Origin of the sequence: Streptomyces sp. H27-C3 (genome assembly GCF_030063415.1) — a bacterium.
In the GTDB taxonomy this organism is placed as follows: Bacteria; Actinomycetota; Actinomycetes; order Streptomycetales; family Streptomycetaceae; genus Streptomyces.
Window position 1 is genome coordinate 133,958 of sequence record NZ_JASITA010000003.1, and the last position, 21,140, is coordinate 155,097.

General features: G+C 70.7%; 19 protein-coding genes. 12 read left to right on the top strand and 7 right to left on the bottom strand.

The window, feature by feature from the left end; translation table 11 throughout:
- Positions 1-207 precede the first annotated feature (207 nt).
- The gene (gene serA, locus QMK30_RS03915; protein WP_283515714.1) at positions 208-1,800 is read left to right on the top strand and encodes a phosphoglycerate dehydrogenase; all 1,593 of its coding nucleotides are present in this window, start codon (positions 208-210) and stop codon (positions 1,798-1,800) included.
- A gap of 89 nt (positions 1,801-1,889) precedes the next feature.
- On the opposite strand, the gene QMK30_RS03920 is transcribed toward serA, so the two are convergent.
- Entirely contained in the window at positions 1,890-3,035 is a 1,146-nt protein-coding gene (locus QMK30_RS03920) for a PucR family transcriptional regulator (RefSeq protein WP_283515715.1), read from the bottom strand.
- Positions 3,036-3,208: 173 nt separating this feature from the next.
- Here QMK30_RS03920 and QMK30_RS03925 point away from each other — a divergent pair, with 173 nt between their 5' ends.
- Positions 3,209-4,135, top strand: coding sequence for a proline dehydrogenase family protein (locus QMK30_RS03925; protein WP_283515716.1), 927 nt, complete (start codon positions 3,209-3,211; stop codon positions 4,133-4,135).
- 32 nt (positions 4,136-4,167) lie between these two features.
- The gene (gene pruA / locus QMK30_RS03930) at positions 4,168-5,799 is read left to right on the top strand and encodes an L-glutamate gamma-semialdehyde dehydrogenase (RefSeq protein ID WP_283515717.1); all 1,632 of its coding nucleotides are present in this window, start codon (positions 4,168-4,170) and stop codon (positions 5,797-5,799) included.
- Positions 5,800-5,901: 102 nt separating this feature from the next.
- On the opposite strand, the gene QMK30_RS03935 is transcribed toward pruA, so the two are convergent.
- Positions 5,902-6,744 (bottom strand): DUF1206 domain-containing protein, encoded by an 843-nt coding sequence (locus QMK30_RS03935; protein ID WP_283515719.1) that lies wholly within the window; start codon positions 6,742-6,744, stop codon positions 5,902-5,904.
- Between the two features lie 169 nt (positions 6,745-6,913).
- On the opposite strand from QMK30_RS03935, the gene QMK30_RS03940 reads away from it, so the two are divergent.
- Positions 6,914-7,957, top strand: a complete 1,044-nt coding sequence (locus QMK30_RS03940) for a S1 family peptidase (RefSeq protein WP_283515720.1) — start codon at positions 6,914-6,916, stop codon at positions 7,955-7,957.
- A 129-nt stretch (positions 7,958-8,086) separates the two neighbouring features.
- The gene (locus QMK30_RS03945; RefSeq protein ID WP_283515721.1) at positions 8,087-8,626 is read left to right on the top strand and encodes a GNAT family N-acetyltransferase; all 540 of its coding nucleotides are present in this window, start codon (positions 8,087-8,089) and stop codon (positions 8,624-8,626) included.
- A 69-nt stretch (positions 8,627-8,695) separates the two neighbouring features.
- On the opposite strand, the gene QMK30_RS03950 is transcribed toward QMK30_RS03945, so the two are convergent.
- Positions 8,696-8,842: a hypothetical protein gene (locus QMK30_RS03950; RefSeq protein ID WP_283515722.1), complete on the bottom strand. Its 147-nt coding sequence runs from the start codon at positions 8,840-8,842 to the stop codon at positions 8,696-8,698.
- 234 nt (positions 8,843-9,076) lie between these two features.
- On the opposite strand from QMK30_RS03950, the gene QMK30_RS03955 reads away from it, so the two are divergent.
- Positions 9,077-9,202 carry a hypothetical protein gene (locus tag QMK30_RS03955; RefSeq protein WP_283515723.1) on the top strand — a complete coding sequence of 42 codons (126 nt, stop codon included), beginning with the start codon at positions 9,077-9,079 and terminating at the stop codon, positions 9,200-9,202.
- A 14-nt stretch (positions 9,203-9,216) separates the two neighbouring features.
- Here QMK30_RS03955 and QMK30_RS03960 read toward each other — a convergent pair whose 3' ends face one another.
- Positions 9,217-10,788 (bottom strand): purple acid phosphatase family protein, encoded by a 1,572-nt coding sequence (locus QMK30_RS03960; protein ID WP_283515724.1) that lies wholly within the window; start codon positions 10,786-10,788, stop codon positions 9,217-9,219.
- A 162-nt stretch (positions 10,789-10,950) separates the two neighbouring features.
- Here QMK30_RS03960 and QMK30_RS03965 point away from each other — a divergent pair, with 162 nt between their 5' ends.
- Together QMK30_RS03965 and QMK30_RS03970 are read left to right on the top strand one after the other, a co-directional pair.
- Positions 10,951-11,994, top strand: a complete 1,044-nt coding sequence (locus tag QMK30_RS03965) for a 3-isopropylmalate dehydrogenase (protein WP_283515725.1) — start codon at positions 10,951-10,953, stop codon at positions 11,992-11,994.
- A gap of 223 nt (positions 11,995-12,217) precedes the next feature.
- Positions 12,218-13,306 (top strand): branched-chain amino acid aminotransferase, encoded by a 1,089-nt coding sequence (locus tag QMK30_RS03970; RefSeq protein ID WP_283515726.1) that lies wholly within the window; start codon positions 12,218-12,220, stop codon positions 13,304-13,306.
- 226 nt (positions 13,307-13,532) lie between these two features.
- On the opposite strand, the gene QMK30_RS03975 is transcribed toward QMK30_RS03970, so the two are convergent.
- Together QMK30_RS03975 and QMK30_RS03980 are read right to left on the bottom strand one after the other, a co-directional pair.
- Positions 13,533-14,801: an amidase gene (locus QMK30_RS03975; protein WP_283515728.1), complete on the bottom strand. Its 1,269-nt coding sequence runs from the start codon at positions 14,799-14,801 to the stop codon at positions 13,533-13,535.
- A gap of 76 nt (positions 14,802-14,877) precedes the next feature.
- Positions 14,878-16,290 (bottom strand): cytosine permease, encoded by a 1,413-nt coding sequence (locus tag QMK30_RS03980; RefSeq protein WP_283515729.1) that lies wholly within the window; start codon positions 16,288-16,290, stop codon positions 14,878-14,880.
- A 146-nt stretch (positions 16,291-16,436) separates the two neighbouring features.
- Here QMK30_RS03980 and ureA point away from each other — a divergent pair, with 146 nt between their 5' ends.
- From ureA to QMK30_RS04000, 4 genes are read left to right on the top strand one after another with little or no spacing between them, the layout of a single operon-like run.
- Positions 16,437-17,135 carry an urease subunit gamma gene (gene ureA, locus QMK30_RS03985; RefSeq protein ID WP_283515730.1) on the top strand — a complete coding sequence of 233 codons (699 nt, stop codon included), beginning with the start codon at positions 16,437-16,439 and terminating at the stop codon, positions 17,133-17,135.
- Positions 17,132-18,820, top strand: a complete 1,689-nt coding sequence (locus tag QMK30_RS03990; protein WP_283515731.1) for an urease subunit alpha — start codon at positions 17,132-17,134, stop codon at positions 18,818-18,820. The genes ureA and QMK30_RS03990 overlap by 4 nt, the downstream gene beginning before the upstream one ends.
- 9 nt (positions 18,821-18,829) lie before the next feature.
- A complete protein-coding gene (locus QMK30_RS03995; protein WP_283515732.1) occupies positions 18,830-19,879 on the top strand; it encodes an agmatine deiminase family protein in 1,050 nt (349 codons plus the stop codon).
- 42 nt (positions 19,880-19,921) lie between these two features.
- Complete coding sequence (locus QMK30_RS04000) at positions 19,922-20,536, top strand: TetR/AcrR family transcriptional regulator (RefSeq protein ID WP_283515733.1); 615 nt, start codon at positions 19,922-19,924, stop codon at positions 20,534-20,536.
- Between the two features lie 144 nt (positions 20,537-20,680).
- Here the strand turns inward: QMK30_RS04000 and QMK30_RS04005 are convergent, their stop codons facing one another.
- Positions 20,681-20,920, bottom strand: coding sequence for a hypothetical protein (locus QMK30_RS04005; RefSeq protein WP_283515734.1), 240 nt, complete (start codon positions 20,918-20,920; stop codon positions 20,681-20,683).
- Positions 20,921-21,140 lie beyond the last annotated feature (220 nt).

Sequence of the window (21,140 nt, forward strand, 5' to 3'; positions counted from 1 at the left end):
ACCCGGCCCGTGCGCAAGTGGACACAACGTCCAGCCACGGACGGGTGATCCTTCCGTCGAGGCACAGGACGCGTCTTCCGGTCCCACTACACTCATCCACACATACACGCGTAAGGCCCACAGCGTCGTGCGTCTCACACGCGGCTAGCCCCTCCACCGCCTTCGGCCGTCGGGACGGCCGTCCGCAAAGGACCAGTGAGGACTCACGTGAGCTCGAAACCAGTCGTACTCATCGCGGAAGAGCTGTCGCCGGCCACTGTCGATGCCCTGGGTCCGGATTTTGAGATCCGGCACTGCAACGGCGCCGACCGCGCCGAGTTGCTGCCCGCCATTGCCGATGCGGACGCGATTCTCGTCCGTTCCGCGACGAAGGTCGACGCCGAGGCCATCGCGGCCGCGAAGAAGCTCAGGGTCGTCGCCCGCGCGGGCGTCGGTCTCGACAACGTCGACGTCTCCGCCGCCACCAAGGCCGGCGTCATGGTCGTCAACGCTCCGACGTCGAACATCGTCACCGCGGCCGAGCTCGCCTGCGGCCTGCTCGTCGCCACCGCGCGCAACATTCCGCAGGCCAACAGCGCCCTCAAGAACGGCGAGTGGAAGCGCTCGAAGTACACGGGCGTCGAGCTGAGCGAGAAGACGCTGGGCGTCGTCGGCCTCGGCCGGATCGGTGTCCTCGTCGCGCAGCGCATGTCGGCCTTCGGCATGAAGATCGTCGCGTACGACCCCTATGTGCAGCCCGCGCGCGCCGCGCAGATGGGCGTCAAGCTCCTCTCGCTCGACGAGCTGCTCGAGGTCGCCGACTTCATCACGGTCCACCTGCCCAAGACCCCCGAGACGCTCGGCCTCATCGGCGACGAGGCCCTCCACAAGGTCAAGCCGTCGGTCCGGATCGTCAACGCCGCCCGCGGCGGGATCGTCGACGAGGAGGCGCTGGCCTCCGCGCTCAAGGAGGGCCGCGTCGCCGGCGCCGGTCTGGACGTGTACACGAAGGAGCCCTGCACGGACTCCCCGCTGTTCCAGTTCGACCAGGTCGTCTGCACCCCGCACCTCGGCGCCTCCACCGACGAGGCCCAGGAGAAGGCGGGCGTCTCGGTCGCCAGGTCCGTGCGTCTCGCGCTCGCCGGTGAGCTCGTGCCGGACGCGGTCAACGTCCAGGGCGGCGTCATCGCCGAGGACGTGCGCCCCGGTCTGCCGCTCGCCGAGAAGCTCGGCCGTATCTTCACCGCGCTCGCGGGCGAGGTCGCGGCCCGGCTCGACGTCGAGGTGTACGGCGAGATCACCCAGCACGACGTCAAGGTGCTCGAACTGTCCGCGCTCAAGGGCGTGTTCGAGGACGTCGTCGACGAGACCGTGAGCTACGTCAACGCTCCGCTCTTCGCACAGGAGCGCGGCGTCGAGGTCCGCCTCACGACGAGCTCGGAGTCCCCGGACCACCGCAACGTCGTCACGGTGCGCGGCACGCTGTCGGGCGGCGAGGAGGTCTCGGTCTCCGGCACACTGGCCGGCCCCAAGCACCTGCAGAAGATCGTCGCGATCGGTGAGCACGACATCGACCTGACGCTGGCCGACCACATGGTCGTCCTGCGCTACCAGGACCGCCCGGGTGTCGTCGGCACGGTAGGCCGCATCCTCGGCGAGGCCGGGCTGAACATCGCGGGCATGCAGGTCTCGCGCGCGGACGTGGGCGGCGAGGCGCTGGTCGTCCTCACCATCGACGACACGATCCCGCCGGCCGTGCTCGCGGAGATCAGCGACGAGATCGGCGCGGCCTCGGCCCGCTCGGTCAACCTCTCCGACTGACGCACGCCCTGTAGTAGGCAAGCACGTAGTACACAGCAGCGCGCCCGGTATGCAGACCTTGCTTACCGGGCGCGCTGCTGTGCGTGGGGCTACAGCCGTGCCGCCTTGAGGGACATGTGCAGCAGCAGCCGGTCCTCGCCGTCGTGCAGATCCAGGCCGGTGAGCTGCTCCACCCGGGACAGCCGGTAGTAGAGCGTCTGGCGGTGGATGTTCAGGGCGCTCGCCGTGCGGCCCGCCTGGCCCGCGCAGTCCAGGTACGCCTCCGTGGTGCGGGCGAGTTCGGCGTGGGCGGGGTCGAGCAGCGGACGTACCGCGGGGTCGACGGGATGGCCGGGGCCGCTGTCGGGGAGCGCGGCCAGCAGCCGGTACGGGCCGATCGACGCCCACTCGGCGACCGGGCCGAGATGGGGCCGAGCCAGGGCCGCGCGGGCCGCCGCCGACGCCTCCCGCCAGGCTCCGGGCAGGTCGTCGAGCGTGCTCACGGCGCTGCCGATGCCGACGACGGGACCTGCGGCGGTGAGCAGGTTCTTGGCCGCCGCGAGGGCAGGGGAGAGGTCCGTCCGCGTACGGATCCTGATCAGCGCGGCGAGCCTGGGACCGGCCGGTCCCGGCACCGGGACCACGCTCAGGGCCGCCGCGCCCGGGACCGTACGTACGCCGGGCGCGAGTTCCGTCCAGGGCGCCGCGCACAACAGGGCGTACGGGCCACCGCCGCCCAGCGCCGTGCCGAGCGAGGCAAGCGCGGCGGCCCGGCGTTCGGCGGCCTCCGAGGTGAGCAGCGTGCGCAGATACGGGCCGAGGTCGGCGCGGGCGCGGGCCTCGTCCGCGAGATGTTCCCCGATCCGGGCGCAGACCTTCATCGCCTCGTCCGGCACAGGGCCGTGCGGCCCGTAGTCCCCGGCGAGCAGCCACACATAGCCGTGGACGGTGCCCCGGTGGCGCACGGGAAGGCAGAGTCGGCCGCGCAGCACCCCGGCCGCGGGGTCGGGGGGGATGTGCACCGGGCCCTCCGCCGTCGCGATGCCGAACTTCTCGAACCACGCCCGCACCTCGGCGGTCGAGCGCCGGGTGAGGATCGAGCGCGTACGGACCGGGTCCATGGCCGCTTCGTCGAAGCCGGAGTCGCTGTCGTGCGCGCCGAACGCGATCAGTCGGAAATCCCGGTCCTCCAGCGTCGCGGGGGCGCCGAGCAGCGCCGAGATCTCATCGACCAGCTCCTGGTAATCGTCTTTCACTCCTCCATACTCGCATTCCTTCAGACATCTGTATGAGATGCGGGCCACGGATGCGTGACAGGTGTCGATGGCTCGGGATCGGAGCGATCCTTAGATTTCACGGTGGTTCTCCGTACCGTTCCGGCCCTGTCGGGTCTGCGGCTTTGTCCGATCCTCGTCCGTGGAGGTGCCCCGTGCTGGCTCCTGTGATCCTTGCTGCCGCGCGCAGCGACAAGATGCGCCGCATCGTTTCCGCCGCGCCGGTCACCCGGCCCGTGGTGGACCGTTTCATCGTCGGGGAGTCGCTCGACCAGTCGATGACGGCGGTCCGGTCGATGGCCGACCGCGGTCTTGAAATCACCCTCGACGTGCTCGGTGAGGACATCAGCGACGCGAGCGAGGCGATGCGCGCCCGTGACGCGTATCTCGCGCTGGTCGACGCGCTGGGCCCGCTCGACCTGGGCGTGCGCGCCGAGATGTCGGTGAAGCTCTCGTCCTTCGGGCAGACGCTGCCCGGTGGTCACGACCTGGCGCTGAAGAACGTCCAGGCCGTCGTCGAGGCCGCCGCCGAGATCGGCACCACGGTCACCCTCGACATGGAGGACCAGACCACGGTCGACTCCACGCTCGCGATCCTCGCCGACCTGCGCGGACGCTTCCCGCAGACCGGCGCGGTCCTCCAGTCGTACCTCTTCCGCACCGAGGACGACTGCCGCGCGCTCGCCGGGGAAGGCTCGCGGGTGCGCCTGGTCAAGGGCGCCTACAAGGAGCCCGCGGCCGTCGCCTACCAGGACAAGGCCGAGGTCGACAAGGCGTACGTCCGCTGCTTGAAGATCCTGATGGCCGGCGACGGCTACCCGATGGTCGGCTCGCACGACCCGCGCATGGTCGCCATCGCGCAGGAGCTCGCCCGTCGCGCGGGCCGCAAGCTCGACGAGTACGAGTTCCAGATGCTCTTCGGCATCCGCGAGGGCGAGCAGGAACGCCTCGTCGCGGAGGGGCACCGGGTGCGTGTCTACGTCGCATACGGCTCGGACTGGTACGGATACTTCATGCGCCGCCTCGCGGAGCGACCGGCCAACCTCGCCTTTTTCCTCCGCTCGCTCGTCAGCCGCGGCTGATCACCTCTATCACCCAAGGAGATTCGGCAACCATGGATGCTGTAACCCAGGTCCCCGCGCCGGTCAACGAGCCGGTCCACTCCTACGCCCCCGGTACTCCGGAGCGTGCCCGCCTCGACGCCAAGCTCAAGGAGCTGGCCGAGAACCCCATCGAACTCCCGATGACGATCAACGGTGAGAAGCGACTGGGTGGTGGCGAGCGATTCGACGTCGTACAGCCGCACAACCACAAGGCCGTCCTCGGTACCGCCGCCAACGCCACGAAGCAGGACGCGCAGGACGCGGTCGACGCCGCGCTCGCCGCCGCTCCGGCATGGCGCGCGATGTCCTTCGACGACCGCGCCGCGATCATCCTGCGCGCGGCCGAGCTGCTCTCGGGCCCCTGGCGCGAGACCCTCGCGGCCTCCACGATGCTCGGCCAGTCGAAGACCGCCCAGCAGGCGGAGATCGACACTCCTTGTGAGCTTGTCGACTTCTGGCGCTTCAACGTCAAGTACGCCCGTGACCTTCTCGCCGAGCAGCCGCCGGCGAACTCCCCGGGTGTGTGGAACCGTCTGGACCACCGTCCGCTGGAGGGCTTCGTCTACGCGATCACGCCCTTCAACTTCACGGCCATCGCGGGCAACCTGCCGACCGCCCCGGCCCTGATGGGCAACGTGGTCGTGTGGAAGCCGTCCCCGACGCAGACGCACGCCGCGGTGCTGCTGATGCGGCTCCTCGAAGAGGCGGGCCTGCCCAAGGGCGTCATCAACCTGGTCACCGGCGACGGCATCGCCGTCTCCGAGGTCGCTCTGACCCACCGCGACCTGGCCGGCATCCACTTCACCGGCTCGACCAAGACCTTCCAGCACCTGTGGAAGACGGTCGGCGAGAACATCGAGAAGTACCGCACGTACCCGCGTCTGGTCGGTGAGACGGGCGGCAAGGACTTCGTCGTCGCCCACCCGAGCGCCGACCGCGCCGTCCTCAAGACGGCACTGACCCGCGGTTCGTTCGAGTTCCAGGGCCAGAAGTGCTCGGCGTCGTCGCGCGCGTACGTCCCGGCCTCGATCTGGAACTCCGGCTTCAAGGAGGAGTTCGCGGCCGAGGTCGACGGCATCACCATGGGTGACGTCACCGACCTGTCGAACTTCATGGGCGCCGTCATCGACGAGCGTTCGTTCGCCAAGAACAAGGCCGCGATCGACCGCGCCGCCGCCGACCCGACCTGCACGATCGTCGCGGGCGGTACCTACGACGACTCGGTCGGCTACTTCGTCCGTCCGACGGTCATCGCGTGCACAGCCCCGGAGAACGAGGTCTTCTCGACCGAGTACTTCGGCCCGATCCTCGCGATCCACGTCTACGAGGACGACAAGTACGACGCCATGCTGGAGCAGATGGAGTCGGCGTCCGACTACGCCCTGACCGGGGCCGTCATCTCCGGCGACCGCGCCGCGGCGGCGTACACGATGGACAAGCTGCGCTACGCCGCGGGCAACTTCTACATCAACGACAAGTCGACCGGCGCCGTCGTCGGCCAGCAGCCCTTCGGCGGTGGCCGCGCGTCGGGCACCAACGACAAGGCCGGCGCTCCGCAGAACCTCCAGCGCTGGACCCTGACGCGGGCCATCAAGGAGACCCTGGTCGCCCCGACCGAGTACACCTACCCGCACCAGGGCTGACCGCCCCGGGCGCCTGCCGCCCACGCGAGCCCCCGCCCCCGTCCTGGCCCCCATACCGGACGGGGGCGGTTCGTGCTTCCGGGGCGGGGGCCGGGGCTCCGCTCAGATCTTGCGCCACCGGGCCATCGCGAAGGAGAAGACGCCGAACAGCACCAGGCCCACCGCGATCACGGCCAGCAGCCACGGTCCCGCCGGGGTCTGGGTGAAGGAGTGGAGGGTGTCGTCGATGCCCTTGGCCTTGTCCGGTTCGTAGTCGACCGCGGCCTTGACCGCGAAGCCGCCGACCCCGGCGAAGACCACGCCGCGCGCGATGCCGCCGGCCACACCGGTGACGTCGACGGCGGTACGGGTGCGGCCCGTCAGCTCGCCCATCTTCAGGTGCTTGTGGTACTTGCGCATGGCCGCGCGGCTACCGATCCACAGGCCCGCGCCCACGATGGCCAGGCCGCCGATGCCGACGATCCACTGCCCGCCGGGAAGCTCGAAGGCCTTGGCCGTCACGTCCTGGGACTGGCCGTCGCTCTCACCGCTGCCACTGCCCTTGTCACCTACGGCGAACGCGATCACCGAGTACGCCACGAAGCCGTAGAAGACGAAACGGGCCAGGGACAGCAGGCGCTTGTGGGTTTTGTGGCCGTCGGGGCCCGCAGCGCCGAAGATCGCTTCGGAGAGCCGCCACAGCGCCATGCCGGCGAGTCCGATGCCGAGCACCCACAGCATGACGGAGCCCAGCGGCTGTTCGGCGACCTGCGCGAGCGCGCCACCACGGTCGGCCGTCTTCCCGCCGCTGCCGCCGAAGGCGATCTGCAGGGCCAGCAGGCCGATCAATACATAAAGCACCCCGCGTGCCCCGAAGCCCCAGCGTGCGGCGGCTTCCAGGGCAGAACTGTCCGACGCCTGCCTCGCGGTGCGTTTGCCCCGCCATGCCATGGCTCGTGTACTCATGTGCTTGCCTCCCTCGTCGTAACTCCGAGTGCCCCGCGCGGGCGGAACGAATCAGCTACCGCCCGGCAGCCCGGCAGCGCGCAGCTCGGGCGGTCTTGTGGAATGGCAATGCGCATGTCAAATTCACCGCAGCGTCCCCCACGGAAAACGGACCAAGGAGCTTCCCCCCATGAGACGTACCGTTCGTACGCACGCCGCTCTGTCCGCCCTGATCGTCATCGGCGCCCTGGGCGTCGGCGCGGCCTCCGCCGGCGCCGAGCCCTCGGCCACCCCCTCGCCGTACGCCCTGGACTCCGCCCTCACCCAGCGGCTCGGTGACGAAACCGCGGGCACCTACCTCGACCGGCGCACCGGCGATCTCGTCGTCACCGTCACCAGCGACCGCGCCGCCGAGCAGGTCCGCGCGGCCGGCGCGACACCGCAGCGGGTGCGGCGCGGCGCCGCGCAGCTCGACGCCGCTGTGGACACCCTGGAGTCCGAGGCGAAGATCACCGGCACGTCCTGGGGCCTGGACCCGAGGGTCAACCGGATCACGGTCGAGGCCGACCGGTCCGTGTCCGCGCGGGACATGGCCCGGCTGAAGAGGACGGCGGCCAAGCTCGGCGACGCGGTGCGCGTCGAGCGGGTGCCGGGGGTCTTCAAGCGGGAGATGTCCGGCGGTGACGCCATCTACGGCGGCGGCTCGCGCTGTTCGTCGGCGTTCAACGTGGCCAAGGGTGCCACCCGGTACTTCGTGACGGCCGGGCACTGCACCAACATCTCCGCCAACTGGTCGGCCACCTCGGGCGGTCCGGTGATCGGCGTCCGTGAGGGCACCAGCTTCCCGACCAACGACTACGGCATCGTGCGCTACAACACGGCCTCGTCGGCGGTCGGCAACGTCAACCTCTACAACGGCAGCTACCAGGACATCGCGTCCGCGGCCGACGCGGTCGTCGGCCAGGCCATCGAGAAGAGCGGCTCGACGACGAAGGTCACCAGCGGCACGGTCAGCGCGATCAACGTCACCGTCAACTACGGCGACGGCCCGGTCCACAACATGGTCCGCACCACCGCCTGTTCGGCCGGCGGCGACAGCGGCGGCGCCCACTTCGCCGGCTCCGTAGCCCTCGGCATCCACTCGGGCAGCTCCGGCTGCACGGGTACCAGCGGTTCGGCGATCCACCAGCCGGTGAAGGAGGCCCTCGCGGCGTACGGCGTGAACGTGTTCTGAGTCATGGCCGCAGCCCCCGCCGGACATCAGGCGGGGGCTGCCGCCTGCCCGCCACTATTCGTCCACGCTCCGTGTGCCCGGTGCGCAACTCACCAGCTGTCACGGACGGGTCCTGGGAGAATGCCGTGCATGACTGAGCCGCTGCGCACCGCCCACACCTCGGAGCTGGACCCGGCCGTCCGCCAGGAGATCCGTGCCCTCCTCGACGCGGCCTTCGACCACGACTTCAGCGACGACGACTGGGACCACGCACTGGGCGGCGTCCACGCGTGGGTGCGGGACAGCCGGGGCATCGCCGCGCACGGCAGCGTCATCCAGCGCCGGGCCCTGCACCGCGGGCGCTCCCTGCGCGTGGGTTACGTCGAAGCGGTGGCCGTACGGGCCGACCGGCGCAGGCAGGGCCTGGGCGGCCGGGTGATGGACGCGCTGGAGCGCGTGATCGGCACGGCGTACCGGGTGGGCGCGCTGTCCGCGTCTCACGAGGGCGCGGCCCTGTATGAGGCGCGGGGGTGGCAGGTGTGGCCCGGGGCGATCGCCGCGCTGGGCCCGGACGGGGTGGTGGCGCTGCCGGAGGAGGAGGGGACGACGTATCTCTGGCCAGGGGCGGCGGGGCTCCCGGCGGCGTCGGACGCGTTGGTCTTCGACTGGCGGGACGGGGATGTGCTGTGATTTTCCCCTACCCGCCCCTTCCCGAAGCCGGGGCAGGCCCCGGACCCCGGACGCCCTGCGGGCGTGTCCTCAAGCGCCGTACTCCCACCGCGTCGCCGCTCTCGGCACCCGGCGGCTCACGAACATCCCGACCCGGTCGATCCGTTCGACCTCCCCGCCCTGGCCGCCGAACTGGTTCAGCGTCCGCACGTCGGCGCAGATGGCGATGCGGGCCATCGTCTGCCACCGGATCGGCCGCCGGGCCAAGATCGCGTCTCAGATAGTAGGAAGTCCGAGTAATTGTGGAGACAGACAGTCCGGTCTCACTTAGCTTGGTAGTAGCCGAACGTCTCGCTCCATCAGCGAACGGCGGTCGTGAGCCGGCGCCCTCAAGCAGGCAACCCCTGCGGCGCCCACTCCCCGCCTCTTCCGGCACCTCGAAATCGTTCTGATCTCAAGGAGTCGATCATCATGGCTGAGACCGCACGCCGCGTCCGCCACGCCGCCCGTACCAGCGAGTCCGACCGCAAGCAGGCGGCAGCCGCCCTGCAGCGCGCCCTGGACCGCCGCGACAACGGCGGCTCCACCGGCCACTGAGGGCCCCGACACCCCTACCGGCCGCCGCGCCGGATCTCGAAGTGGTCGACGCGCTCGCCCGATTCGGCGAGCGCGGAGACCGTGAGCTTCGGTGAGGCGCCGGCTTCGGCCTCCACCGCGAGGAACGAGAAGCCGGTGTACCTGACCCGCGACCACTCCACGGTGTCCGGGTCGGGCAGCCGCAGCTTCGTCCAGTGGAACGTCACGATGTGCTCGTGGTCATGGATGTTGCCCTCGTAGCTGTCCTTCACTCCGGGCCCGAAGCCGTACAGGTCCTTGCCCGCGCCGCCCGCGGTGACGTACACGATGCCGTCCCGCGTCGGGTCGGTCGATCCCCCGACCGGCACCGGCCTGCCCACCTCGCCGTCGAGAATCGCGTCCGTGCGCTCGTACACATGGTTGTGCCCGTTGATCACCAGATCGACCTGGTGCTGGGAGAACAGCGCCAGCCAGGCGTCACGTACTCCGCCGTCCGATGCGTGGGTGGACGTCGAATAGGCGCAGTGGTGGAAGAACACCACGATGAAGTCGATCTCCGGCTGCCGGCGCAGTTCGCCCAGCCGCTTGTCGAGCCAGGCACTCTGCGCCCCGTCGGTGTAACCCTTGTTGGCCGGGATCTCGTACGAGACGTCGTTGGCGTCCAGCGCGACGACACCGACATTGCCGTAGGTGAAGGAGTAGACGCCCGGGGCTCCTGCCGCGTCAGGCCCGTTGCCCGGGAGCGACCAGCGCGCCGACTGGCCGCCGTAACCATTGGGGGAGTACCAGGCCTCCATGTCGTGGTTGCCGGTCGTCACCATCCACGGCACCCGTGAGGCCACGCTCTCCGTCTGCGCCAGGAACTGGTCCCACACGCGGGCGTCGTAGGCGTCCGACTCCCTGCCCTGGCCCTTGCTGTCCGCGTAGCAGATGTCACCCGCGTGCAGATGGAAGGACGGGTTCTGGCCGAGGATCAACTGGTCGTTGGCAAGGGCGTCGTAGCTCACGCCCTGGTCGCCGAAGGCCGTGAAGACGAAGGTCTCGGGGAGCGCGGGCGCCGTACGGAACGAGCCGATCGTCGAAAGGCGCGAGGCTTCGGCCGGATCGAATCCGTCGTGCCCCACCCCGTAGTAGTACGTCGTCCCGGGGCGCAGCCCGTCCAGGCCCACATGCAGGTAGTACTGGTCGACCGCAGGCAGCTTCCGCGTCAGCGAGGGCGTGTGCAGGGCGCGCACCTCGGCTTCGATCTTGCGGCTCAACTCCCACGGCTTGAGCCCGACCCGCAGATACGGCTTCCCGACCGCGAACGGCACCTGCCAGGAGACGCGCATCTGCGTCTTGGGATCGGCGCCGAAGGCCAGATGCCGCCCGAAGGGCGCGACGAACGACCCGTCCACGCGGGCGGTGACGGTGTCCGTCAGCAGCGTCGGGGATCCCGCGTACGCCGGACTCGCGCCGCCGAGCAGCGCGGCGCCGCCCACCGTGGCGGCGGTCGAGGAGATGGCCCGTCTGCGGGAGAGCTTCGCCCGCAGGTACTCGTGCTGCTCCGGCATGCTCATGCGGCTCGCGAGCCGGCCCGGGATGCCGGTGCGGGGAGTGTCGGTCATGCAGGAGAACTTCCCAGCAGCAGCCAACTCCGGTCGGTACGCAGGGTGAACAGAACCTGTCGAGGTGCTGTGCCGTTGCGCCACTCGGCCCGGCCCCCCGAAGGTCTGTCCGTATCGCGGACGCCAGGTGTCAGGGGATGGGACGCGGAGTAGGGTGCCGTTATGTCTCGCAGCCTCAATCTCGCAGTGATCCCCGGTGACGGCATCGGCCGGGAAGTCGTGGCCCAGGGCCTCAAGGTCCTCAATGCGGTTCTGCCGCAGGATGTGAAGCTGGAGACCAAGGAATACGATCTGGGCGCCCAGCGCTGGCACCGCACCGGAGAGACCCTCCCGGACGCGGAGCTCGAATCCCTCAAGCAGCACGACGCCATCCTGCTCGGCGCGATCGGTGACCCGTCCGTGCCCTCCGGTGTCCTGGAGCGCGGGCTGCTGCTCAAGCTCCGCTTCGCCTTCGACCACTTCATCAATCTCCGCCCGTCGAAGCTGTTCCCGAACACCGCGACGCCGCTGGCCGGCCGCCCCGACATCGACTTCGTCGTGGTCCGCGAAGGCACCGAGGGCCCGTACACAGGCAACGGCGGTTCGCTGCGCACCGGTACGCCCGCCGAGGTGGCCACCGAGGTCAGCCTCAACACGGCGTACGGCGTGGAGCGCGTCGTCCGTGACGCGTACGAGCGGGCAGCCGCCCGACCCCGCAAGAAGCTGACGCTGGTCCACAAGAACAACGTCCTCGTGTACGCCGGTCACCTGTGGAAGCGCGTCTTCGACCAGGTCGGCGAGGAATACCCGCAGGTCACCACCGACTATCTGCATGTCGACGCAGCGACGATCTTCTTCGTCACGCAGCCGGAGCGCTTCGACGTCATCGTCACCGACAACCTCTTCGGCGACATCCTGACCGACCTCGCCGCCGCCGTGTCGGGTGGCATCGGCCTGGCCGCCTCCGGCAACGTCAACCCGACGGGAGCCTTCCCGTCCATGTTCGAGCCCGTGCACGGCTCCGCGCCCGACATCGCTGGCCAGGGCAAGGCCGACCCGACGGCCACGATCCTCTCCGTCGCGCTCCTCCTGCGCCACCTCGAATTCGAGGCGCAGGCCGTCCGTATCGAGGAAGCGGTCACCGCCGACCTCGCGGAGCGCGATGGCGCGGCAGCCCGTACCACCGACGAAATCGGCGACGCGATCTCCGTACGAGTAGCGGGCTGACCCGACGACTCCTCCCACAGCCGCCGGGTCACAGACACCCGGCGGCTGTGCTTTGTCGCGGCCGGGTGCGACCATCAACCCTGGGCCGCATTTCACGCCGTTTCGTACACTGCCCCACACGCGCGATAATCGAACGTGGGGCCGCGGTATGAGGGGAAGCTCGGACGTCCTGCCAGAGGCGTGAGCGCGGTCCACCACACACAACCGGTGAAGGACAGCACTCATGACGACGCCCACGATCGAGCTCAAGCCCTCCTCACGCACCCTGTCCGACGCAGAGCGCGAGGCGATCCTGGCCGAGCCCGGATTCGGCCGCCACTTCACCGACCACATGGTGACGATCAGGTGGACCGAAGGCCGCGGCTGGCACGACGCGCAGCTCGTGCCCTACGCGCCGCTGTCGCTCGACCCGGCCAATATGACCCTGCACTACGGGATCGAGATCTTCGAGGGCCTGAAGGCCTACCGCCACCCCGACGGCACGGTCGCCACCTTCCGCCCCGACGCGAACGCCGAGCGCTTCCAGCGGTCCGCCCGCCGCCTCGCCATGCCGGAGTTGCCGGTCGACATCTTCATCGAGGCGTGCGACGCGCTGATCAAGCAGGACGAGGCGTGGGTTCCGGAGCACGGTGGAGAGTCCTCGCTCTACCTGCGCCCCTTCATGATCGCGACCGAGGTCGGCCTCGGTGTGAAGCCGGCCAACGAGTACCTCTTCCTGGTCATCGCCTCGCCCGCCGGCGCGTACTTCAAGGGCGGCGTGAAGCCGGTCTCCGTCTGGCTCTCCGAGAACTACGTCCGCGCGGTCCCCGGCGGCATGGGCTTCGCCAAGACCGGCGGCAACTACGCGGCCTCCCTGCTCGCCCAGGCCGAAGCGGCCGAGAAGGGCTGCGACCAGGTGGTCTGGCTCGACGCCCTGGAGCACAAGTGGGTCGAGGAAATGGGCGGCATGAACCTGTACTTCGTGTACGGGGACAGGATCGTCACCCCCGAGCTCAACGGCTCGCTGCTTGCCGGGATCACCCGTGACTCGCTCCTCAAGCTCGCCACCGACCTCGGCTACACCTCGGAAGAGGGCCGCATCTCGATCGAGGACTGGAAGCGCGACACCGAGAACGGCACCCTGACCGAGGTCTTCGCCTGCGGCACCGCCGCCGTGATCACCCCGGTCGGCTCGGTCAAGTCCCTGGGCGCGGACTGGACCCAGGCCGACGGGGAGCCCGGCGACGTCACGCTCAAGCTGCGCAAGGCGCTGCTCGACATCCAGACGGGCAAGGCGGCCGACAGCTACGGGTGGATGCACCACCTCGGCTAGAGCCGCGGCAGGCAACGTTTGCCCGTCAAGGAGCGGGCGTCCGGTGCGTGCTCTCGGCGTGCCGGCCGGGAGTCCTCGTGCTGGACGTACTTGGGCTTTCGTCCGGTGCGGCGAGAGTGCGTGCCGGGCGTCGCGACGGGGCACATGTTGCCTGGCGCGGCACTGGAAGTCCCGCGTGAAGGCCGCGCTCGGCACACCGCCGGGCGCGGCCTTCCGAGTTCCTCGCTCATGGGCCGACCGGCCCCGGCCCGGCGAGTGCCGTCACGATGCCGGGCGCCCACGACAGCAACTGCTCGTCCGCCCCCCATGCCGCGACGCACTGGAGCCCGAACGGCAGACCCTGCGGGGTCGCGCCCGCGGGAAGACTCAGGGACGGCAGGCCCGCGTTGCTCCAGGGCAGGCACATGAGGGAACTGCCGGTGCTGTCGAGCCCGCGCGGCGCCGGTCCGGTGGCGGCCGGGGTGATCCACAGGTCGATGCCGTGGGCATCCTTCGCGGCGGCGATCCGCTCGCGGAACTCTTCGCGCTCCTGCCGCGCCCGCGCGTACGCGTCGTCCCCGATGTCATGACCCTCGCGGATCGCCTTGACGGTCTCGGGCCGGTAGAGCTCGCCGTACGCCGTGAACCACTCGGCGTGGGTCCGGGCCACCTCGTAGCGGTTCATCACGAACAGTTGCGCGACGATCTGCTCGAAGTCGTCCATCATCGGCACCGGCCGTACGTCGAAACCGGCCGCGCGCACCTGCTTCACCTGGGCGTCGAAGGCATCGAGGGCCTCGGCCCCGGCGCGCTCCAGGTAGGGGCCGACCGGGATACCGAGGACGGGGCCCGGGGATCCGCTCCCGAGCGCGGCCGACTGCCAGTCGTCGCAGACCACAGCTGCGGCCGTGGCCAGCCCCGCGACGTCGCGGGCGTACAGGCCGAGGGTGTCGAAGGACGGGGCGCTGGCGATGACCCCGTCCACCGGAATGCGGCCGTACGTCGGCTTGAAGCCGGTCACCCCGCAGTACGCGGCTGGGCGGATCATCGAGCCGACCGTCTGGGTGCCGACGGCGAGCGGCACCATGCCCGCGGCGACAGCGGCGGCCGATCCGCTGCTCGATCCGCCGGGGGTGTGAGCCAGGTCGCGCGGGTTGCGGGTGGGGCCCGGTGCGAGGACGGCGAACTCGGCGGTCACGGTCTTGCCCGCGACCAGCGCGCCGGCCCGCCGCAGCCGGTCCACGACCGTGGCCTGGCGGCCCGCGAGCGCGTCGGCCGGCAGCTCGGACCCGGCCCGGGTGGGCAGCCCGTCGACGCGGACGATGTCCTTGATGCCGACGGGAACGCCGTACAGCGGGGGCCGCTCGGCGGAGTCGGGCCACCGCTCGGCAATCCTCCGCGCGTCGGCGGCGATCCGCCGCGGGCGATCCGGCTCGGGGACGAAGGCGCGTACGTCCTCGTCGAGTTGAGCGATCCGGTCGGTCAGGGTGGCGGCGTCACGCACGAGGGGGTCCACGCGGGTCAGGGTAGCGGGGGGTGCGGAGGGCCGGGTAGGGGATCAAACCCCGCCCAGCGGCCCGCACCCTGCCCGCCTACCGAAGCACCGGCTCCGGCGGAAGCACTGCCACCGCCGCGCCGCGCCCCACCATCCCGTACACCACGCCCCCCACAATCCCCGAGAGCACAAAACTGCAGTCCACCCCACCAGTGAGAGCGAGCAACGGACCTTCGTACAGCGGCGTCGACACCGCCGCGAGACCGACCGCCGCCCCCAGCGCCCACGACACCGTCGCCGGTACGTTCCAGCCCGCGCGGAACCAGTAGACGCCGCCCTTCGCGCGGCGGTTGTAGACCTGGAGCGCCTCCGCGTCGTACCTGCCGCCGCAGCGGAAGTAACCGATCGTCGTGATGACCGCCCAGGGCGTGCCGATCGCGGTGAGCAGCAGCACGAAGGACGTCATCGCGGACTGCGCGTCCCACGCGAAGTGGCCCAGGAAGACGAACGCGGTGGCTACCGCGGCGACTACGAGCGTCGCCCGCGCCCGCGTCACACGCGGCAGGATCGCGTCGAGGTCGAGCCCCATCGAGTAGAGCATCAGGCCCGCGTTGCCGACCGACCCCGCGGAGGCCGCGAGCAGCAGCGGCACCAGATACCAGAAGGGTGCCGCGGCGACCAGCGGCCCCGCGTAGTCCAGCGCCGCGTCCGCCGCCAGCGCGGTGAAGGTGCCGAAGAGCTGCGGGATCAGCAGCCCGGCGAGCAGCCCGAGACAGGAGGCGACGAAGACGGCGCGGGAGCTGTGGCGGCGCGGCGAGATGTAGCGGGTGTAGTCGCCGAGCAGCGTGATGAAGGCGATCGGGCCGCTGAGCCCTGCGGCGACGGCCGACAGCAGCCAGGTCGGCCAGAAGCCGCCCAGGAGGTACGTCGAGCCGGTGGGCGGCGCGGCCGTGAAGTCACCGGCGTACGCGACGAGGCCGAGGAGCAGCAGCACGGTCATGCCGACGGCCAGCATCTTGCTGAGCCGTAGCAGGAGCCGGTAGCCGTAGATCGCACAGACCACCGTCAGCCCCGCGAGCAGCGCGTACACCAGGGCGTGACTCGCGCCGTTGGCCGGCAGGCCGATCAGCCGGGCCAGCACGCCGACCATGACGTCGCCACCGATCCACAGGGTCAGCGCGGTGTAGCCGAGCGAGAGCAGCAGGCCGACGACCGAGCCGACGAGCCGCCCGCGTACGCCGAACTGGGCGCCGCTCGAGGTGGACAGGTTGGTCGCGGTGCGCAGCGAGACCAGCGCGAGCGGCGCCGTCAGCAGGGTGCCGACAACCGTGCCCGCCACGACGGAGGTGACGGCCGGCCACAGGCCGAGCCCGAAGGAGACCGGCAGCCAGCCGAAGATGATGACGCCGAGGCAGAGATTCGATCCGATGAGGATCGAAACGAGATCTCGGGGACCGCTGGTGCGTTCCCCGTCGGGGATGGTGTCGACTCCGCGCTGCTCGATTGGCATGCCTTGGCTCCTGCTCCGCCGGACGACTATTTGAGTGGCGTTCAATGTGGCTTAGCTCAAGGTGGCACGTCAATGCTTCCGCCACAGAAAATCAATTGTTAGAGTGGTGCTCAAATCGTGATTCATTCATCCGGAGGTGGGACGGCGTGCGCTTGACCCCGACCGAACGCGACCGGCTGCTGCTGTTCGGCGCGGCCGAGCTGGCCCGGGCGCGCCGGGCCCGCGGCCTGCGGCTCAATGTGCCGGAGGCAACCGCGCTGATCGCCGACACCGTGTGTGAGGCGGCCCGCGACGGGCTGCGGCTCGCCGACGCGATCAACGCGGCGCGCGCCGTGCTCGGCCCCGACGACGTACTGCCCGGCGTCGCCGACGTGGTGACCGAGGTACACGTGGAGGCCGTCTTCGACGACGGCTCGCGGCTCGCGGTCGTAGCGTCGCCGATCGGCGGCGGCCTGCTCGGCGACGACGCCCCCGGCGCGGTCCTGCCCGGCCCCGCGGACGCCGAGCAGCAGCCCGCGGTGCTGCTGACCGTGCGCAACACCGCGAGCGTCCCCATCAGCGTGACCTCGCACTTCCATTTCTTCGAGGCCAATCCGCGCCTCGACTTCGACCGCTCGGCGGCGTACGGCATGCGGCTGTGCGTCCCGGCGGGATCGTCCGTGCGCTTCGACGCGGACGGCGGCGAGCGCGAGGTCGGCCTGGTCCCGATCGGCGGCGACCGGATCGCGATCGGTTTCGCGGGCCTGGTCGACGGGCCACTGGACGCGCCGGGCGCGAAGGAAGAGGCCCTGCGCAGGGCAGTGGCCTGCGGTTATCTGGGATCCGAACGGGGAGCAGAGGCATGAGCATCGATCCGCACGAGTACGCCGCCGTACACGGGCCCCGCGCCGGGGACCGGGTCAGGCTCGGAGACTCCGGGCTGACCGTGCGCGTCGAGTCCGACGCCCAGAAGCCCGGCGACGAGTTCCTGGCGGGCTTCGGCAAGACCGCCCGCGACGGGCTGCACCTGAAGGCCGCCGCCGTCCGCGAGACCTGCGACGTCGTCATCAGCAATGTGCTGGTCATCGACGTGGCGCAGGGGATCCGCAAGGTGTCGATCGGTATCAGGGAGGGCCGGATCCACGCCATCGGGCGGGCCGGGAACCCGGACACCCTCGAGGGTGTGGACGTGGTCGTCGGCACGGGCACCACCATCGTGTCGGGGGAGGGGCTGATCGCGACCGCGGGTTCCGTGGACACCCACGTCCACCTGCTCTCGCCCCGCATCATGGAAGCCTCGCTCGCGGCCGGCGTCACCACGGTCATCGGTCAGGAGTTCGGCCCCGTCTGGGGCGTCGGTGTCAACTCGCCCTGGGCGCTGCGGCACGCCTTCGGCGCCTTCGACGCCTGGCCGGTCAACATCGGCTTCCTGGCGCGCGGTTCGTCCTCCGACGCCGCGCCCCTGGTCGAGGCCCTCGCCGAGGGCGGGGCGTCCGGCTTCAAGGTGCACGAGGACATGGGCGCGCACACCCGCGCCCTGGACACCGCCCTGCGCGTCGCCGAGGAACACGACGTACAGGTCGCGCTGCACAGCGACGGGCTGAACGAATGCCTCTCCGTCGAGGACACCCTCTCCGTCCTCGACGGCCGTACGATCCACGCCTTCCACATCGAGGGCTGCGGCGGCGGCCATGTGCCCAACGTCCTGAAGATGGCGGGCGTGGCGAACGTCATCGGCTCGTCCACCAACCCCACCCTCCCCTTCGGGCGGGACGCGGTCGCCGAGCACTACGGGATGATCGTGTCCGTACACGGGCTCAAGACCGATCTGCCCGGCGACGCCGCCATGGCCCGCGACCGCATCCGCGCCGGAACCATGGGCGCCGAGGATGTCCTGCACGACCTGGGCGCCATCGGAATCACCTCCTCCGACGCACAGGGCATGGGGCGCGCGGGCGAGACCGTGCGCCGGACGTTCCAGATGGCCGGGAAGATGAAGGCCGAGCTCGGCCCGATGGACGGCGACGGCCCGGCCGACGACAACGCGCGCGTGCTGCGCTACATGGCCAAGCTGACCATCAACCCCGCCATCGCCCACGGCCTGGCCCACGAGATCGGGTCGATCGAGGCCGGCAAGATGGCCGACATCGTGCTGTGGAAGCCCCAGTTCTTCGGCGCGAAGCCGCAGCTCGTCCTTAAGTCGGGCTTCCCGGCGTACGGCGTCACTGGCGACCCGAACGCCGCGACCGACACCTGTGAGCCGCTCGTCCTGGGCCCGCAGTTCGGCTCGTACGGCGCGACCCCCGCCGAGATCTCGGTGGCCTTTGTCGCGCAGGCCGCCATCGACCAGGGCAACGACCAGATGCCCACCCGCCGCCGCCGCGTCGCGGTGCGCCACACGCGCGGCATCGGCCCCGCCGACCTGCGCCTCAACTCCCGTATCGGAGACGTCGGAGTCGACGCCCGCAGCGGCCTGGTCAGCCTCGACGGCGACCCGCTTCGCTCGGAGCCCGCCGACTCCGTCTCCCTCAACCGCCTCTACTTCCTCTAGGGACCCGCCATGACCTTCCGCATGCCCGCCGAGTGGGCCCCGCACGAGCGCACCTGGATGGCCTGGCCGGGCCCCAACGTGACCTTCCCCAACGACGAGGAGCTCGCCGAGTCGCGCGCCGCCTGGGCGGCCGTGGCCCGCGCCGTACGCGGCTTCGAGCCGGTCACCATGGTGGTGGGACCCGGACAGTCGGACGGCGCCCGCGCGCTGCTCGGCCCGGACATCGACCTGGTCGAGCGCGAGCTCGACGACGCCTGGATGCGTGACATCGGCCCGACCTTCGTCACCGACGAGGAGGGCCGACTGGCCGCCGTGGACTGGGTGTTCAACGGCTGGGGCGCACAGGAGTGGGCCAGCTGGGAGCACGACGCCAAGATCGCCCGCCATGTCGCGGACCTCGCGGGCGTCGCCGTCCACAGCTCCCCCCTGGTCAACGAGGGCGGCGGCATCCATGTCGACGGCGAGGGTACGGTCCTGCTCACCGACACCGTCCAGCTCGGCCCGGAGCGCAACCCCGGCATGACCCGCCAAGAGGTTGAGGCCGAGATCCACGCCAGGCTCGGCACGACCAAGGCGATCTGGCTGCCGCGCGGCCTCACCGCGGACTACCCGCCGCACGGCTACGGCACCCTCGGACACGTCGACATCGTCGCCGCGTTCGCCGCACCCGGCGTGGTCGTCGCCCACACCCAGCCCGACCCGGCCCACCCCGACCACGAGCGGTGCAAGGCGAACGTGGCTCTGCTGCGTACCCAGACCGACGCGAAGGGGCGCCTGCTCAAGGTCGTGGAGATCCCCGCCCCGACCGTTCTCACCGAGGGCGGCGCGGACGGTGACGAGAGCGGCCAGTGGGTCGACTACTCGTACATCAACCACTACCTCTGCAACGGCGGCGTCGTGCTCTGCGCCTTCGGCGACCCGCGCGACGAGGAGGCCGCCGAGATCTTCCGCGGCCTGTTCCCCGACCGCACGGTGACACTCGTCGACGCGCGCACGATCTTCGCGGGCGGCGGCGGCATCCACTGCGTCACCCAGCAGCAGCCCGCCGTGCGCGGCTGACCGGGTGGCCAGGTAGAACTGACGGGTGGAAATGAACGTGTCATGACCGGCGCCGCGGGCGCCAAGCCGCCGCGCCGCCGCAACACGGCCCCGCCCCGCGAGGCGGTGCTCGCCGCCGCCATGGCGAGCATCGCCGAGCGCGGTCTTGAGCGGCTCACCATGGCCGGTCTCGGCCGTGAGGTCGGCATGAGCAGCGGACATCTCCTCTACTACTTCCACAGCAAGGACGAGCTGCTCCTGCAGACCCTCGAATGGAGCGAGGAGCAGCTCGGCATGGACCGCAGGGCCGCCCTCGGCCGCCAGGTCCCCGTCCGGACACGCCTCGACGCGTACGTCGACCTGTATGTGCCGGCGGGGCCCCGCGATCCCCACTGGGCGCTGTGGCTCGAACTGTGGAACCGCTCGCACGCCGTCGACGAGCCGGCCCGCGCCCGCCTCCTGGACATCGAACTGTCCTGGCACCGCGACCTGGTGGCGCTCCTCGTCGAGGGCGCGTCGCGCGGCGAACTGCGCGCGGTCGACGCGGACCGCTTCGCGACCCGGCTGCGCGCGCTGCTCGACGGCTTCAGCACCCATGTGGCGATGGCCCTGCCCGGCTCGGAGCGGTCCCAAGTGCTCACCCAGATCGGCGAGTTCCTCGACGAGTCGCTCGGCTGAACCGGGTCGGCGCCCAGCCGCACCTGATCGGCCGGCCCCGGCGCGGGCGCGTCGGGGTCGCAACCGTGGGCTGCCGGATCGCGTTCTTGGCAGGAGGACCGATCACCGCGTCGGCACCCCGGGGGAACCTCCATGGCCTTCGCTTCATGGATCACGCTCAGTGCCGCGCGCGTCGCCGCCGTCACCGCGACAGCGCGGCCCGCGGCCGCCGCGGCCGCCGGGCCGCAGACCCGGCGCCCGGGGCAACGACTCGTCGACCTGTCCTGTCACCAGCGCCGACGGGCGGGTCGCCGCCTTCACGTCGTACGCGTCGAACCTGGCGCCCGGCGACACCGCCCGCACCGAGGACGTCTTCGTGCCGCCTGCGCTGAGCGCACCTCGCACTGGAGCGGACGGGCGGGGCCGGACATGTCCGGCCCCGCCCGCATTATGAGATGGGGGCTTCCACGGAGCGGCAGACATGCGACACTTCGTCCGTGTTCTCGTTCGCCGTGATTATGGGCAGCAGGCGCGCCGGTCCGCACTGACCGCCTCGTACCACCACGTACTGAGCGGCCATCGTGCCCCAGACCCGCGCGCAGACCTCTCGCACCCGCGAGAGGTT